A 15,139-nucleotide genomic window follows, 5' to 3' on the forward strand; every position below is an offset into this window, starting at 1 on the left:
GTCAATTGCCTGGCGCTGGCTGCACGCTTACCAATCGACGGACGGAGGTCTGACGAACGGATGGCGGAGCCGAACGCGATAATGTCGGAGGATGTCGAGCAGGAACGTGAGTCCTACGTCAGCAATGGCTACGCCCTGTTGAAGCGTCTGTTTCCGCCGCTGGTCCTGGCCATGTTCCGCAGCCGCCTTCAGCAGGACCTCAACCTTTCCGGAACGCGCGCCTTCGTCCGTGGCAACGACCTGCTGACCAAGCCAGCGATTGAGGTCTACAGCCTCGAATATCCGCCGATGGCGACATTTCACTGGGCGCTCACGCCGCGCGTGACGCAGGTTGCAGGCTGCGAGTTGATGCCGTCCTACGCCTATTTCCGAATCTACCAGCAGGGCGACATATGCCGCGTGCATTCCGACCGCCCGGCATGCGAGCATAGTCTGTCGCTAACCGTCGAGCTCGGCGACAACATCCCCTGGGCGTTGAGCATGGAGAAGCGCCGGCTCGATCAGCCGCTCGCAGCGATCGACCAGGACTTCGGCGACGAGGAATATTCGGCGCTGCCGATGAGTGCCGGGGACGCGTTGATGTATCGCGGCGTCAATTACCGGCACGGCCGGCTCGAGCCCAACCCGAACAGCTGGTCCGCGCACCTGTTCCTGCATTGGGTGGACGCGAATGGCCCTTATGCCGATCATGCGTTCGATCGCCCGCAGATCGAAGCGGTGCGGGAGCGAGCGGGCTGAGGTCTCAGGGCGGCGGCAGCTTGTGCTCCGGTTCGACCTTCAGGCAATTGCCCTCGATATCGACGACCCGTACCCGCTCGCCGATTGCGGCAGGTCCGCCACGGGCGGACCATTGGCTATCGCCGACCCGTACCCGCCCGCCGTCCGAATCGACCGCCTCGACCACGACGACGACTTTTCCGAGCAGCCGTCCGGCGCGGTCGTTGAGATAAGGGTCGGGGCTATAATCATACCGGCGCGCGTAAGCGCGCCGGCCACCGATGCGGGCCGAGGCCACGGCGAGAATCGCAAATAGCGCCAGCTGCAGCGGAAGCCCCAAGGGCACAATCGCCGAGATCAACCCGGTGGCGATCGCCGCACCGCCGATGAACATCAGGAAGAAGCCGGGCGCGATGACCTCGGCGATCAGCAGCACCACGCCGCCGATCAGCCACAGCCAGGCAGGTTCGATGCCGTTCATTTCTTGCTGGCAGGGACCGTCGGCACGGCCTGGACGCGCGGTGTCGCCACGGTCCTGCCGGCGCCATCGCCGAACGCGTCCCGGGCGAGTTCCCCAATCCCCCCGAGCGTGCCCATCAACTGCGTCGCCTCGACCGGGAACAATATGGTCTTGGCGTTGGGCGAGGTCGCGAACTTGCCGAGCGCCTCGACATATTTCTGGGCGATGAAGTAATTGATCGCCTGGCTGCTGCCGCCCTCGATCGCGTCGCTGACCGACTTGGTCGCATTGGCTTCGGCCATGGCGGAGCGTTCGCGTGCTTCGGCGTCGCGAAACGCGGCCTCCTTCTGCCCCTCGGCCTGAAGGATTCGCGCCTGCTTTTCGCCCTCGGCGCGCAGAATCTCGGACTGTCGCATACCTTCGGATTCGAGGATCGACGCGCGCTTTTCGCGCTCGGCCTTCATCTGCCGGGTCATGGCGTTGACGATGTCCTGCGGCGGGCGAATGTCCTTGAGCTCAACGCGGGTGATCTTCACGCCCCACGGCTCGGTCGCGTGGTCGACCACGGCCAGCAGGCGAGCGTTGATCTCGTCGCGCTTGGACAGAGTCTCGTCGAGGTCCATCGACCCCATCACCGTGCGCAAATTGGTGGTCGAGAGCGCCATGAGCGCGCTGTAGAGGTCGCTCACTTCATAAGCGGCCTTGGCGGCGTCGATCACCTGGAAGAAGACAACGCCGTCGACGGCGACCATCGCATTGTCCTTGGTGATGATCTCCTGTCCTGGAATGTCGACGACCTGCTCCATCATATTGATCTTGCGGCCGACGCGCGTGACGAACGGCATCACGAAATTGAATCCCGGTTCGGCCACGCGAACGAAGCGACCGAAATGCTCGATCGTATAGCGATAGCCTTGGCGGACGATCTTGACGCCCATCATGACGAACAGGAACGCAAGCACCGCGACCGCGATCATGAAATAAGTCAGCATATATCTTCCCCGATGTCCCTTGTTCGGGGCATGATGCGACGGCCATGATCGTAGCGGAAGCAAAAAGCGACGGATCGGTCGACCTGTTCGCGGTGCGCTCGATCCTGTTCCTGCCGGCCTCGAACCCGCGGGCGATCGCCAAGGCGCGCGAGGCCGGGGCGGACCTGGTGGTGCTCGACCTCGAGGATGCGGTGAAGCGCGAGGACAAGGCCGAGGCGCGTGACGCCGCCGTCGCGGCGGCTGAGACCCCGTGGCCGATGCCGCTGGTCATCAGGATCAACGGCGCAGGCAGTGAGTGGCATTCCCTCGATCTCGATGCCGTGGCTGGGTCCAGCGCCGATGTGGTCGTGGTACCTCGCGCGATTTCGGCGCATCTCGTGAGCGACGTCGCGCGGACCGTTGGAAAGCCGGTGCTGGCGATGATCGAGACCGCCGCGGGCGTGCTCGCCGCTGCCGACATCGCCCAGGCCTGTGCCGGACTGATCGCCGGAACGAACGACCTGCGCGCAGATCTCCGCCTGCCGCTCGGCGCGACGCGCGAGCCGATCTCAGCTTCGCTGCAGATGATCGTTCTCGCCGCCCGCGCGGCCGGCGTCGCCGCGTTCGATGGCGTGTTCAACGGGCTCGACGATCCCGACGGTTTCCTTGCCGAGGCCGAGGACGGGCGCCGGCTCGGCTTCGACGGCAAGAGTCTGATTCACCCGAACCAGATCGAGCCCTGCCACCGCGCCTTTGCCCCGAGTGCCTCCGAGGTCGAACGGGCCAAAGCGCTCGTCGAGGCCTTCCACGGCGGCGCCGAGCGCTACGGCAACGAGATGATCGAGCGCATGCACATCGAAGCCGCGGAACGGATATTGGTGAGGGCGAATAAGGGCGAACGATGAGTCAATTGCATCGTCTGGCGTGTGCGGTGGCACTTTGCAGTCAGCCGGCGGCGGCTGGCTGGAACCCTTATGCTACGCCGACCGATGAGTTCAGCCAGCACCTGCAGGCAGCGGCGTTTGGCGAGCCAGGGGCCGATCGCGCCCTTGAGGATTGGCTCGCGACGCATCCGGACCTGGCGGTCGACCGGCGTACGCAGGGCTATGAGCAGCTTTGCCGAGATTACGGCTTCCTCACCTGGAACAGGATTCGGGCGCGCGTTTGCACGGAATTGTCGAGCCTTAAGAAGGCCAAAAGTGGAGACGATGAAGGAGGCATCGCGACGGCCTTCGCCGACGAGCCGCCGATTCGTGCGATCGGCTCCGCAAGGGTTCCGCTGACCTGGAACGCGTTTGGATCGCAAAGTGCCGACGTCATCGTCAACGGCATTACCTCGAGCTGGTTCGTGGATTCGGGAGCCGAAATTACTGTGATCACGCAGAGCCTTGCCGCGCGCATGGCCGCTCGGCCGGTCGGAAAGGCAATTCGCGTCGGGACCACGACGTCCGACGTCACCGGCAAGGTGGGGATGATCGATCGGCTGCAGATCGGCTCTGCGTTCGTTGAGAATGTCCCGGTCCTGATCCTTCCGGACTCGCAGTTGAGACCTGGCAACGTCCACCAGATCGACGGCGTTCTCGGGTTGCAGTTGTTCGTGGCGTTCGGACGCATGGCCTGGGTGGACGGAGGCCGTGCTCTCGCATTGGGCGATGCCGCGCCGAGTGCACGCAGCGCTGCGCCGCACATCTATTGGCAGGAGGAAGGTGTGGGAGTTCCGGTCCGAACACCCCGAGGTGTCATGGGCGCCTTTCTTGATACCGGCGCCAACACGACCGATTGGCGCACTGCGGGAACGGCGCTCCTCGACCCCGAGATCATTACATCGGCCAGAGAACGGATTAGCCGCGTCGGCGGCGCGGGCGGGGTGGTCGAGCTCAAGCGACGCGAATTACGTGACGTCGCATTTCAGCTGGGCGCTGTTCCCATTCGACTTGAGGCCGTTTGGTTGGCTGCCGACCCGCGGGATGCGGCGAAGATCGGCATGGACGCCGTATCGCAATTCGGCACGTTCATCCTCGATTTCGAACAGATGCGTATCGATGGACGGCCCAAGACGGCGGCCGAGCGGAAGGCCACGCGCAAGACGGTGCCCACGCAAAAGGACGTCAAGCTCGGCGCCGGCAAAGAAGGCACGGAGCGCCCACCCAAATAGTGCGTACCCTTGGCGAATCGGCGCTCGCCTGTCATGGGCCGATATGGCCCACCTCACCGACGCCGCTGACATCCCGCTCGGACTGACGTTCGACGACGTCCTGCTGCAGCCGCTTGAGTCGACTGTGCTGCCAAGCCAGGCGGACACGCGCACCTTTCTCACCCGCGAAATCCCGCTGCACATTCCGATCCTGTCCTCGGCGATGGACACGGTGACCGAGGCGGACATGGCGATCGCGCTGGCGCAGCTCGGGGGGATTGGTGTCCTCCACCGCAACCTTAGCGTCGAGGAGCAGGCGGCGGCCGTGCGGCAGGTCAAGCGCTTCGAGAGCGGCATGGTGGTCAATCCGATCACCATGCGCCCCGACCAGACGCTGGCGGAGGCCCTGGAGCTGATGAAGTCGCACCGCATCAGCGGCGTTCCGATCGTCGACCGTTCGGGCAAGCTTTGCGGCATCCTCACCAACCGCGACGTTCGGTTCGCCGAGAACCCGCGCCAGCCCGTCAGCGAGCTTATGACTCGGGACAACCTTGCCACCGTCGGGCTGGGAACCAGCGAGGAGGTTGCACGCCGGATCCTGCATGAACGGCGGATCGAGAAGCTCCTGGTCGTCGACGAGGGCGATCACCTGGTCGGGCTGGTCACGGTCAAGGACATCGAAAAGTCGGTCGCGGCGCCGTTCGCGACCAAGGACGGCGAGGGGCGCCTGCGCGTCGCTGCCGCGACGACGGTGGGCGATGCCGGCTTCGCCCGTTCGGAAGCGCTGATCGAGGCGGGCTGCGACTGCATCGTGATCGACACCGCCCACGGTCACAATCGCGACGTCGGTGTTGCCGTCGAGCGGGTGAAGGCCCTGTCGAACTCGGTACAGGTCGTCGCCGGAAACGTTGCCACGGCCGACGCCGCCAAGGCACTGACCGATGCGGGCGCCGATGCGATCAAGGTGGGGATCGGGCCGGGATCAATTTGCACGACCCGGATTATCGCCGGTGTGGGAGTTCCCCAGCTTACCGCGATCATGGATGCGGCGCGGGCAGCTAATGGCGTGCCGATCATCGCTGATGGTGGCGTCCGCACCAGCGGTGACGTGGCGAAAGCGCTGGCGGCGGGCGCGTCGAGCGTGATGGTCGGGTCGCTCCTAGCCGGTACCGAGGAAGCCCCTGGAGAGACGTTCCTTTATCAGGGCCGCAGCTATAAATCCTATCGTGGGATGGGATCGGCCGGAGCGATGGCCCGCGGTTCTGCCGACCGCTATTTCCAGCAGGACATCAAAGATCATCTCAAGCTGGTGCCCGAGGGCATCGAAGGCCAGGTGCCATACAAGGGCCCGGTGCGCGACATCATCCACCAGCTGGTCGGCGGGGTGAAGGCGGCCATGGGCTATACGGGATCGACCACGATCGCCGAGCTTCAGCGGCGGGCGAAGTTCGTGCGAATCACCAACGCCGGCCTGTCGGAGAGCCACGTGCACGACGTGACGATCACGCGCGAGGCGCCGAACTATCCCACGCGTTAGACCATGACGCCCGCGGCGCGCCTGCAGGCGGCAATCGAGATACTCGACGAGGTAATCGCGTCGGCGCGCGATGACGGGCCGCCGGCGGACAGCATCATCACGCGATACTTCAAGCAGCGGCGCTACGCGGGCTCGAAGGACCGCCGAGCGGTGCGCGAATTGGCGTTTCGCGCGATCCGGCGGTCGGCAGAGCGACCCACCGGCGGGCGCTCTGCCATTCTCGGCCTCGCTCAGGACGACGGCGCGTTGCTCGAGTTGTTCGGCCTACCGCGCGGTCCGAACCCGATCGAGGCAGGAGAAGAGGCCGCAGAGGCGGCTCTTGTCCCTCTGTGGCTCGTCCCCGATCTGTCTCCGCTGGTCAGCGAAGCGGAATGGCCCGCGCTGCTCGAACGCGCGCCGCTCGATTTGCGGGTGAACGTCGCACGGGCATCGCGCGATGACCTCTTGAAGGAGTTCGAGGCCGCCGAGCCGACCCGATTGAGTCCGTGGGGCATACGCCTGCCTTCGGACACCAGTGTCGACGATCATCCTGCATATGCTGCCGGGCTCGTCGAGGTGCAGGACGAAGGGAGTCAACTAATCGCGCTCGCTTGCGCAGTGGACGACGGCGATGAACGTATCGTCGACCTTTGTGCGGGCGCGGGCGGGAAATCGCTGGCGGTGGCCGCTTCGGCGCCGGGCGCAACGATCCTCGCGGCCGACAGCAACCGCCAGCGGCTTTCAAAGCTTGCGCCTCGCGCCCAGCGGGCTGGCGCCCGAATCGAGACGCGTCTGCTCAGCCCGCCGGCCGAGCTCGACGAGCTTGCCGACTGGCGCGCGTCCGCAGACCTCGTCCTCGTCGACGCGCCTTGCTCCGGAAGCGGAACCTGGCGCCGCAATCCGGAAGGCCGCTGGCGCCTCACGCCTCAGCGGCTAGACCAGGTCGTCGCGCTTCAGAAAAGGCTGCTCGACATGGCGGCCGAGTTGGTGAAGCCTGGCGGCCTCCTGGTTTACGCCGTGTGCTCGCTTCTGTCCCGCGAAGGGGCAGCGCAGATTGATGCCTTCCTCCACACCCATTCATCGTGGATTAGTGAGGCGTCGCCCATTGCTGCGGGGCGTTCGGACGGTCTGGGCACGCTGCTGACGCCGGCGTATGACGGAACCGATGGATTTTTCGTCGCGCGGCTGCTGCGTGCATGCTAGGCGACGACGGTTGATGGAGAGTTTGATGCAGTCCTTTCTCCGCTTACTGCTGATCGGCGTCGGTGCCTTTGCACTCGCCGCGCCCGCCGCGAGTCAGCGTGCCGACGACCAGATTCTGCCCAAGTCGGCGGAGCTGCAACGTCAGGCGCGCGAGTTGGTCGCCGCGGGCAAGTTCGAACAGGCTGAGGATGCGCTCGAGACCGCCCTTGCCGTCGATCCACGCAACCGTGGCGCCTTCGTCGATATCGCGCGCGTGGCCGAGAAGCAGCATTTGTTCGGCAAGGCGATCCGCATGACCAACAAGGCGCTGATGCTCGAACCCAACGATCCCGACGCAATTGCCGTGCAGGGGGAGGCGATGGTCGAGATGGGTGCCATCGCACGCGCTCAGGCAAATCTCCAAAAGCTGCAGACGATTTGTAAGGGCGGCTGTCCGCAAATCGCTCAGCTTTCGGGCGCGATCAGCCGCGGCCCGACAGTGGCCGCTGCCAAGGCTTCGCAAAGCACGAAGTCGAACTAACTGCTCAGCGCGCGAGCGACTGCGATCCATTCATTGACGCTGAGCGTCTCGGCCCGTCGTTGCGGGTCGATTCGCAGCTGCTCGAGCGCGTCGAGCGCGCTGGGGAACTGCTTGAGGCTTGAGCGGAGCATCTTTCGCCGTTGGCCGAACGCCGCTCCGGTCAGGCGCTCAATTACGCGTGGGTCCACGTCCTCCGGCTGATCGGCAGGAACGATGTGAACCACGGCCGAGGTTACCTTCGGCTGTGGCACGAAGGCCGACCGGTTTACGGTCATCGCGAGACGCGGGCGCGACCGCCACTGCGCGGCGATCGATAGGCGTCCGTAAGCGGCGCTGCCGGGGTCAGCGACGATTCGCTCGGCGACCTCCTTCTGGAACATCAATGTCAAAGACGACCACCATGGCGGCCAGTCGCCACCTAGCCATTTGAGCAGCAAGGCCGTGCCGATGTTGTAGGGCAGGTTGGCGACGACGTGGGCGCCCCGGCCGACAATCGCAGGCTCGTCGACGGTCAGTGCGTCGGCTTCGATGATCTGGAGCCGGTCCCCTGAAGACTCCTGAAGCTCTGCGAGCGCGGGAATGCAGCGGCGATCGCGCTCGACCGCAACGACTGACGCCCCCGCGTCGAGCAAGGCGCGGGTCAGTCCGCCGGGTCCAGGGCCGACCTCATAGACTCGCTCACCGATAAGCGGCCCGGGTATGGCCGCGACCCGCTCGAGCAACTGGCGGTCGAGGATGAAATTCTGTCCAAGCGCTCTGCTTGCGCTGAGCCCGTGACGCGCGATGACCTCCCTCAGCGGTTCAGGGCGCGGCGGCTCGGCCGGACCGCTCAAGGGGCTTGCGCGCGCAGGGCCGCGCTCTCGGCCGCCATCCGGATCGCAGCAGCCATGGGCCGCGGGTCGGCGCGGTCCTGACCGGCGATATCGAAAGCCGTTCCGTGGTCGGGTGCGGTGCGTACTATCGGCAGGCCAAGCGTCACGTTGACCGCATCCTCGAAGTGGAGGGCCTTGATCGGGATCAGGGCCTGGTCATGGTACATGCATAGTGCCGCGTCGTAATTGGCACGGGCACGAGCATGGAACATCGTGTCTGCAGGGTGGGGGCCGGTCACCCGCCAACCCTCGGCGGCGAGCGCCGCGATTGCCGGCGCGATGATCTCGATCTCCTCGCGCCCGAGCTGGCCGCCTTCACCCGCATGCGGGTTAAGGCCGGAGACCGCGAGGCGCGGCTCGACAATCCCGAAGTTGCGTTCAAGTCCGCGAAGCGCGGCTCGTGCCCGCGCTTCGATCAGCGCGCTGTTGAGATGTCGAGACACCTCGCTTAGCGGCAGGTGGGTTGTGACCGGCACCGTGCGCAGCGTCGGCCCGGCAAGCATCATCGCGACATTTCCCGGCGATACGCCGCAGCGCTCGGCGACGAATTCGGTTTGGCCGGGGTGTGAGAAACCGATCGCGTACAACTGTTCCTTGGCGACCGGTCCGGTGACGACCGCCGCTGCTGAGCCCGAGCGCGCGAGCCCCACGGCGATTTCCAGTGAGTCGAGAGACGTGTGGGCCCCTGCGACGCTCGGCTGGCCCGGCACATCGGAGCGCGGCGCGTTGAGCTGGATCACCGGCAGTCCATAGTCGAACGCGGCGTCGGCTTGTCGCGGATCCTCGACCAGCTCGATCGGACCATCCCATACGGCCGCGATCGACCGGGGATCGCCGATCGCCACAAAAGTCGGCAGCGCGAACGCCGAACGATTATCCCAGCATTTGGAGATGACTTCCGGGCCGATACCGGCTGGATCGCCAAGCGAAACGGCAAGCGGGGTAAGGGGCGCGCGAGCCATTGCCAGCGGCCCTTAACCGAAAACGCGGATTAGCGGAATTCGATCACCGCATCACGGCGCAAGTCACGCAAGTAACGCCGCGCGCGCGAATTGACCCGCTCATCGTTCAGCTGATTATAGACGTCGTCGTAGCTTGGGGCGGTGGAACTGGGTTCGTCGCGGCCGCAGATGACCAGCGTCCGGATACCCTCCTCGAGCGAGCCGAACGGCTGAGTCGCCTGCCCGACCTGCATCGGCAGCATGAGCCGCTGCAGCGCCGGCGGCAGGTCGCGCATCTTCACCTGGTCGCTGGTGACGACTTCACCATGGAATTCCGCTGCGAGCTTCTCGGCCCCGCCGCAGCCGCCGATACTCCGCGCGGCTTCGGCGAAACGGGCCACGATCGGCTCGACGGCTGCGCGGGCCGTACCTTTCGGAAAGGCCACCGAAACCTGCTTGAGGCTGAGGATCGCGTCGCGCGGATCGGCGGTCAGAATCTTGCGAGTGTCCTGGACGGCGAGGATCGAGAAACCGCCTGGTACCTGGATCGGGTTGCTGATCGCGCCGGCGGGCATTTGCTGAAGCACGGTCGCCAAAGGGGCCGGCAGCTGCTCGGGGCGGACCCAGCCGAGGTCGCCGCCGACCGCCGCCGTCGAGGCTTCCGAATATTGCCGCGCGTAGCCGGCGAACGACGCGCCCTGCCGAAGCTGGGCGAGAATCTTGTTGGCGTTGTCGAGCGTCTGCGACTCCGTTGCGGGAGTGGCAGAAAGGAAAATCTCGCCGACTTTAAACTCCTCGGTCCCCTTGGAGGCGGTCATCTTGTCGAGGACGGCTTTCACCTCATCGTCGCCGACGCTGACCTCGATTTTCGCGTGCTGCAGGCGCTGCCAGGCAATTTCGCCCTCGATCTGACGGCGCATCGATTTGATGTTCGAGCCGTTCGCCTCAAGGTAGGCGGCAAGCTGTTCCGGTGTCTGTTTCACGTTGGCCGCGACGCGCTGGATGGTGCGGTCGATGTCCGACTGCTTGACTTCGATTTTGTCGGCTTTGGCCGCCTGGATCTGGAGATTTTCATCGATCAGGTTGCGCAGCACCTGATCCCGGAGACGCTGGGCCTCCTCAGGGGAAATCTGCCCGCCATTGGAAATGACCAGCAACGCGAGCCGAAGCTCGATATCGGTCGGAGTGATGACCTCGCCGTTGACGATCGCGGTCGCCTTGATGATCGAGGGCATGGCATTGCCGAATATCTGCGCATTCTGCGGCAGCTTCAGTGATTGCGCGCTGTTGGTGTCGCTCGGCTGCTGCTGAGTTTGACCCTGCCCGGCATCTTGCGCGACCGCGCCGCTGCCGGCCGCAATCATTGCCGCCCCGGCGACAACCCACAGACGCGCCTTTGTCACTCCAAAACCTGCTGCCACGATCGAATTTTCCTTATTTCCCAATGTCTGCCATGCTGCTGGCCCGCTGAACGCAGGCTTAGCGGCTCACGCCCTTCAAAGCCAAATGAATGGCGAAGGTGCTGCCTTTGCGGAAGGTGCCGATCTGCTCATAATCATGTCGCCAGGTTACGCCAAGCTGCAAACAATCGTCCTCATATTCGATGCCGAGGCGGTTGCGGACGGGCTGCCAGCCGTTCGCGAGCGAGAGCGGGTCCTCGGTCCTGTCGGTCAAATCGATCACGCTGGCACCGAACACTGACCAGTAGCGCGCGAACAGGATCCGCGCGGCCACGCGAAGCTCCTCCTTGTCGCGCAGGTCTTCGATCGCCGGGTCGATGTTGCGGTTGAGCTTGAGATAGCCGATCTGGGCATAGGTCTGGGTCGTTCCGACGGTGAGATCGATCTCGTTTCGCCGGACCGCAAAATTGTTCTTGTCGATGCGGTAGCGATGCGTGATGTCGATGAAGCGGCCGTAGCGGAAGCGGGTGCGCCCTACGACGTCCGACACGCGCCCAGTGAGCCCGGTACCTTCGGGGAAAATATCGCGCAGGCTGCCGAACCGATAGCTCTGGCCGACGGTGCTCGCGATCGACAGGTTCCCCCGCTGGAGCGACCAGTCGACGCCGTAGGTGATGCGCGATGCATCCTCCCAACGATCGTAGCCGGGGAAGCGGTTGAGCGCGAACAGGTTGCTGTCCTCGAGGTCGACCGAACGGGCGTCCTCGTTGGGGATGTCCATGTTCGCGGTCGGCGGAGTGAGGACCAGCTGGACGCGGGGAACGAGCTGCTGGATGCCACCGAACAGAGAGCCGATGAACGGCCATTTGACGTCCGCGGCGAGGGCGCCGATCGCTCGGGCGTGCCAACCGTCGGTGCCGCGATAGATCGCGACGGTCGTGTCTTCGGCGCCCTGCGTATGATAAAGATCGCCTCGGCCGTACGCTGTAAGCGTCAGTTCCTGACCCCAGGGCGTGATCCGCCTCAGGTCCCAGCGAAGGCTCATGAAAGCGCGTTGCGTGTCCTGTCCCTCGATCCGTTCGATAGCAAGACTGTTCGCCTGCAGTTCGACATGGCCGCCGGCGACATCGTCGAGACGAAAGCGGGCGTCGATCGCCGGGAATGCGATCGGGATTTGCTTCTGGCGATCGTCGACGCGCAGCCCCTGGAACACCCAGCCGGCAATCGAGACATAGCTATCGGGCGTGATCCGCTCGGCGTTGATGACGTTGCGCAAACGATCGTCGTTCGTCAGGTCGTACCTGCGCGTGACCGTCTTGTCGCTCGCGGCGCGGAGCGAGGCCGTGACCGTCCACGCCGGATCGAGTTGCCAGCGACCGTTGGCGTCGACATAGCCCCGGAACCCTCGAGCCGTGGGCGGGGTTGTCGAGCTTAGCTTGTCGATCGTTCCGTAGGTCAGGAACCCGCTCACCTGGAACGCGCCCAGGCTGTTGAGCTCCCTGTATTTCGCTTCGATTGCCGGAAGCACGGCGGTGTAGACATGCGGCGTGACCGTCGCGTCGCGATTGCGCGCAATCTGCCAATGGTAGGGCAAAGCGAGCTCGAGGCCGTTGCGGCTGGAGAGGGCGATGTCGGGGATGAGCAGGCCGGTCACGCCTTCGTTGCCCTTGGCGATGTTGAACACCGGGAGCAGCGGCAGGTTCAGTCCGAACAGCTGCAGCCTCGCGCCTTCGAACCGGATGCGCGGGCTGTTGGGGTCATCGATCACCCGCGCCGCGGTGATCGACCAGCTTGGCCGCTTGGGACATCCGGTCGCCGTGGTGACCGGGCATGGCGAGTAGATCGCATTGGCGAAGGTCGACACGCCGTTCAGCCGCGTCCCCCGGCTCGCCGCGATGCGGCCCCCGCTTTCGAGCACGACCATAAGATTGTCGACCGTCCCGTCGCGCAAGGTGTCTGTCAGCTGGACGTCGTCGCCAACCAGCTTGTCACCCTGCGGCGTTAGCAACACGACCTTGCCGCGCGCGCGCACCTCGCCCGATTTGCGATCCCAGACGACTTCGTCGGCGGCGAGGTAGTTGCCGTCGCGGTTCATCCGGACATCACCACTCGCGGTCACAAGGTCGGCATTGCTGTCGTAGGTGACCTGGTCAGCGCTGAACGTGACGGTTTCGCTCTGCGCGGCTGTCGGCGGCGTAGAGCTGTCCTGCGCCGCCGCCGGGACCGGAAGCGTTAGCAACATCGGAAGCGCCGACCACCAGACCAATCTCGCGCGCAACGCTTATTCGCCCCGACCCTTTGATGACGCCTCTCAAGCGTGCCTATCGCACCTCGCAGGCGTGGCGACAATCGCCCGAAACTCGGCTGGGGCGCTGCTTTGCCAAGTTTCGGCGAGCATCCTAAAGGCGCAGCAGATGTTCGCCCATTCAGGAATTTAGCCAATGCAAATTCGTTTCGCAGACGCCCGACCGCAGGGCGACCATGCGCTCGTGGTCCCTGTTGCGGGCAAGGACCGTTCGGGGCTGGCCGTGCTCGACGCTGCGCAGCAGACGGTGAGCACGGCGCTCGATCGCCAGCGTTTCGAAGGCGAGGCGTCGAGTGTCTCCGAGCAATTTATCGACGATAACGGCAGCACCCGTCGGCTACTGGTCGTTGGCGTGGGCGCGGGCGCCTCGGGCGGCGAGACTTCCGAGAAGCTGGGCGGAACTGCGGCCGCGCGGCTCCAGACGTCGGGCGAGAAGACCGCCGTCATCGACCTTTCCGGGCTCGGCTACGATGCTGACGCGGCGGCGCGCGTCGGACTTGGGGCGGCGCTGCGGTCGTGGCGCTACGACCGCTATCGGACCAAGCTCAAGGACAATCAGAAGCCAACCCTCGACGAGATCGTCGTTGTCGGCGGCGATGCCGGCGCGGCGCAGCGCTACGATCAGCGCTGGGCGCCAGTGGTCGAGGGCGTATCGCTGACTCGCGAGCTGGTGACCGAGCCCGCGAACATCATTTATCCCGAGACCTTCGTCGAGCGCGTCCGCGCTGCGGTCGATGGCACCGGCCTTGAGATTGAGGTCCTCGACCGAACGGCGATGGAGAAGCTCGGCATGGGTGCGCTGCTCGGCGTCGCGCAGGGCTCCGTCCGCGAAGCGCGCCTGATGATTCTGAGATGGAAAGGTGCAGGCGACGGTGGCCAGCCGACCGCGTTCGTCGGCAAGGGCGTCACCTTCGATACCGGCGGCATCTCGATCAAGCAGGCCGCTGGCATGGAAGCGATGAAGTGGGACATGGGCGGCGCCGGCGCCGTGGTCGGCGCGATGAAGGCGCTCGCGCTCCGCAAGGCCAAGGCCAACATCGTGGGTATTTGCGGGCTGGTGGAGAACATGCCGGGCGGCAATGCGCAGCGTCCCGGCGACGTCGTCACCACTATGTCGGGGCAAACGGTCGAGGTGATCAATACCGATGCCGAGGGCCGGCTCGTGCTCGGCGACGCCATCACCTACGTCCAGCGCAACTACAAGCCCGCGACCATCATCGATCTGGCCACGCTGACCGGGGCGATCCTCATCAGCCTCGGCCACGAATGGGCGGGCCTGTTCTCGAACAACGACGAGCTTGCGGCCAAGCTTCAGGTGGCCGGCGATCAGTCGGGCGACAAATTGTGGCGTATGCCGCTCGCGGAAAGCTTCGACCGTTTGATCGATTCGCCCATCGCCGACATGAAGAATGTCGGGCCGCGCGAAGGCGGCTCGATTACCGCGGCGCAGTTCATCCAGCGCTTCGTCGAGAACGGCGTCAAATGGGCGCATATCGACATGGCCGGCAAGGCCTGGTCGGACAAGGCCGCGTCGACATACGACAAGGGTGCGACAGGGTACGGTGTGCGGCTGCTCGACCAATATGTCGCCGACGTGCTGGAGCGCTGAACCGGAACAACAAGTGCAGGTCGACTTCTACCACCTTGCCGGGACGCCCGCGGAGCAGGTGATCGCGACGCTCGCCGAAAAGATATTGGAAGGTGACGGCCGCCTGCTGATCGTGGGCGAGGACGAAGCCAATCTTGCTCGCCTTGATCGGATGCTGTGGGACCAGGGCGCGTCGAGCTTCCTGCCCCACGGCGTGGCGGGTGGCGCCGACGACGCGAGCCAGCCGATCCTGCTGTCGACCAGCCCGGACGCTCCCAACCAAGCCCGCAACATGCTGATCGTCGACGGTTTGTGGCGCGAGGCGGCGCTGACCTACGACCGGAGCTTCTACCTGTTCGACGATGAGGCGTTGGAAGGCGCGCGGCTGGCGTGGAAGCTGCTCGCCGGCCGAGATGGGATCGAGCGCCGTTACTGGGCGCGCGAGGGCGGCAAATGGGTGAAGAAGGGGTGAGGCTTGCAGCCGGGCGCACGCACGGCTAGGCGCCCGACCA

Annotated in this window: 14 protein-coding genes; 8 read left to right on the forward strand and 6 right to left on the reverse strand. The window is 65.2% G+C overall.

All coding sequences use genetic code 11. From position 1 onward, the window contains the following. The first annotated feature begins 60 nt into the window (after window positions 1–60). Entirely contained in the window at window positions 61–738 is a 678-nt protein-coding gene (locus tag ACJ8FR_RS10910; RefSeq protein ID WP_407828648.1) for a hypothetical protein, read from the forward strand. Window positions 739–742: 4 nt separating this feature from the next. Here ACJ8FR_RS10910 and ACJ8FR_RS10915 read toward each other — a convergent pair whose 3' ends face one another. Together ACJ8FR_RS10915 and ACJ8FR_RS10920 are read right to left on the reverse strand one after the other, a co-directional pair. Next, window positions 743–1,198: an NfeD family protein gene (locus ACJ8FR_RS10915; protein WP_407828649.1), complete on the reverse strand. Its 456-nt coding sequence runs from the start codon at window positions 1,196–1,198 to the stop codon at window positions 743–745. Further along, window positions 1,195–2,169: an SPFH domain-containing protein gene (locus ACJ8FR_RS10920; RefSeq protein ID WP_407828650.1), complete on the reverse strand. Its 975-nt coding sequence runs from the start codon at window positions 2,167–2,169 to the stop codon at window positions 1,195–1,197. The genes ACJ8FR_RS10915 and ACJ8FR_RS10920 overlap by 4 nt, the downstream gene beginning before the upstream one ends. Before the next feature lie 44 nt (window positions 2,170–2,213). Between ACJ8FR_RS10920 and ACJ8FR_RS10925 the strand changes: the two genes are divergently transcribed. From ACJ8FR_RS10925 to ACJ8FR_RS10945, 5 genes are read left to right on the forward strand one after another with little or no spacing between them, the layout of a single operon-like run. Next, window positions 2,214–3,053, forward strand: coding sequence for an HpcH/HpaI aldolase/citrate lyase family protein (locus ACJ8FR_RS10925; protein WP_407828651.1), 840 nt, complete (start codon window positions 2,214–2,216; stop codon window positions 3,051–3,053). 26 nt (window positions 3,054–3,079) lie between these two features. Continuing rightward, a complete protein-coding gene (locus tag ACJ8FR_RS10930; protein WP_407828652.1) occupies window positions 3,080–4,303 on the forward strand; it encodes an aspartyl protease family protein in 1,224 nt (407 codons plus the stop codon). Between the two features lie 43 nt (window positions 4,304–4,346). Continuing rightward, on the forward strand, window positions 4,347–5,819 hold the full coding sequence (gene guaB / locus ACJ8FR_RS10935) for an IMP dehydrogenase (protein WP_407828653.1): 1,473 nt from the start codon (window positions 4,347–4,349) through the stop codon (window positions 5,817–5,819). A gap of 3 nt (window positions 5,820–5,822) precedes the next feature. Next, entirely contained in the window at window positions 5,823–7,001 is a 1,179-nt protein-coding gene (locus tag ACJ8FR_RS10940) for an RsmB/NOP family class I SAM-dependent RNA methyltransferase (protein WP_407828654.1), read from the forward strand. A gap of 25 nt (window positions 7,002–7,026) precedes the next feature. Further along, window positions 7,027–7,521: a tetratricopeptide repeat protein gene (locus tag ACJ8FR_RS10945; RefSeq protein ID WP_407828655.1), complete on the forward strand. Its 495-nt coding sequence runs from the start codon at window positions 7,027–7,029 to the stop codon at window positions 7,519–7,521. Here ACJ8FR_RS10945 and rsmA read toward each other — a convergent pair. Genes rsmA through ACJ8FR_RS10965 form a run of 4 tightly spaced genes read right to left on the reverse strand, consistent with a single transcriptional unit; the run spans window position 7,518 to window position 12,976 of the window. After that, window positions 7,518–8,354, reverse strand: a complete 837-nt coding sequence (gene rsmA, locus ACJ8FR_RS10950) for a 16S rRNA (adenine(1518)-N(6)/adenine(1519)-N(6))-dimethyltransferase RsmA (protein ID WP_407828656.1) — start codon at window positions 8,352–8,354, stop codon at window positions 7,518–7,520. The two genes, ACJ8FR_RS10945 and rsmA, sit on opposite strands and share 4 nt — an antisense overlap. Then, window positions 8,351–9,355 carry a 4-hydroxythreonine-4-phosphate dehydrogenase PdxA gene (pdxA, locus tag ACJ8FR_RS10955; protein WP_407828657.1) on the reverse strand — a complete coding sequence of 335 codons (1,005 nt, stop codon included), beginning with the start codon at window positions 9,353–9,355 and terminating at the stop codon, window positions 8,351–8,353. Before pdxA ends, rsmA begins: the two co-directional genes overlap by 4 nt. Before the next feature lie 29 nt (window positions 9,356–9,384). Then, window positions 9,385–10,755 (reverse strand): peptidylprolyl isomerase, encoded by a 1,371-nt coding sequence (locus tag ACJ8FR_RS10960; protein ID WP_407828658.1) that lies wholly within the window; start codon window positions 10,753–10,755, stop codon window positions 9,385–9,387. A 58-nt stretch (window positions 10,756–10,813) separates the two neighbouring features. Beyond that, window positions 10,814–12,976 carry an LPS-assembly protein LptD gene (locus ACJ8FR_RS10965; RefSeq protein ID WP_407828659.1) on the reverse strand — a complete coding sequence of 721 codons (2,163 nt, stop codon included), beginning with the start codon at window positions 12,974–12,976 and terminating at the stop codon, window positions 10,814–10,816. 199 nt (window positions 12,977–13,175) lie between these two features. On the opposite strand from ACJ8FR_RS10965, the gene ACJ8FR_RS10970 reads away from it, so the two are divergent. Further along, on the forward strand, window positions 13,176–14,648 hold the full coding sequence (locus ACJ8FR_RS10970) for a leucyl aminopeptidase (RefSeq protein ID WP_407828660.1): 1,473 nt from the start codon (window positions 13,176–13,178) through the stop codon (window positions 14,646–14,648). Window positions 14,649–14,661: 13 nt separating this feature from the next. Next, window positions 14,662–15,099, forward strand: coding sequence for a DNA polymerase III subunit chi (locus tag ACJ8FR_RS10975; protein ID WP_407828661.1), 438 nt, complete (start codon window positions 14,662–14,664; stop codon window positions 15,097–15,099). Window positions 15,100–15,139: the final 40 nt, after the last annotated feature.

The sequence above is a fragment of the Sphingomonas sp. genome (assembly GCF_045810705.1).
Taxonomy (GTDB): Bacteria; Pseudomonadota; Alphaproteobacteria; order Sphingomonadales; family Sphingomonadaceae; genus Sphingomicrobium.

Coding starts and splice junctions, on each gene's coding strand:
- ACJ8FR_RS10910 (WP_407828648.1), top strand. CDS start 61: ATGGCGGAGCCGAACGCGATAATGTCGGAGGATGTCGAGCAGGAACGT.
- ACJ8FR_RS10915 (WP_407828649.1), bottom strand. CDS start 1,198: ATGAACGGCATCGAACCTGCCTGGCTGTGGCTGATCGGCGGCGTGGTG.
- ACJ8FR_RS10920 (WP_407828650.1), bottom strand. CDS start 2,169: ATGCTGACTTATTTCATGATCGCGGTCGCGGTGCTTGCGTTCCTGTTC.
- ACJ8FR_RS10925 (WP_407828651.1), top strand. CDS start 2,214: ATGATCGTAGCGGAAGCAAAAAGCGACGGATCGGTCGACCTGTTCGCG.
- guaB (WP_407828653.1), top strand. CDS start 4,347: ATGGCCCACCTCACCGACGCCGCTGACATCCCGCTCGGACTGACGTTC.
- ACJ8FR_RS10940 (WP_407828654.1), top strand. CDS start 5,823: ATGACGCCCGCGGCGCGCCTGCAGGCGGCAATCGAGATACTCGACGAG.
- ACJ8FR_RS10945 (WP_407828655.1), top strand. CDS start 7,027: ATGCAGTCCTTTCTCCGCTTACTGCTGATCGGCGTCGGTGCCTTTGCA.
- pdxA (WP_407828657.1), bottom strand. CDS start 9,355: ATGGCTCGCGCGCCCCTTACCCCGCTTGCCGTTTCGCTTGGCGATCCA.
- ACJ8FR_RS10965 (WP_407828659.1), bottom strand. CDS start 12,976: ATGTTGCTAACGCTTCCGGTCCCGGCGGCGGCGCAGGACAGCTCTACG.
- ACJ8FR_RS10970 (WP_407828660.1), top strand. CDS start 13,176: ATGCAAATTCGTTTCGCAGACGCCCGACCGCAGGGCGACCATGCGCTC.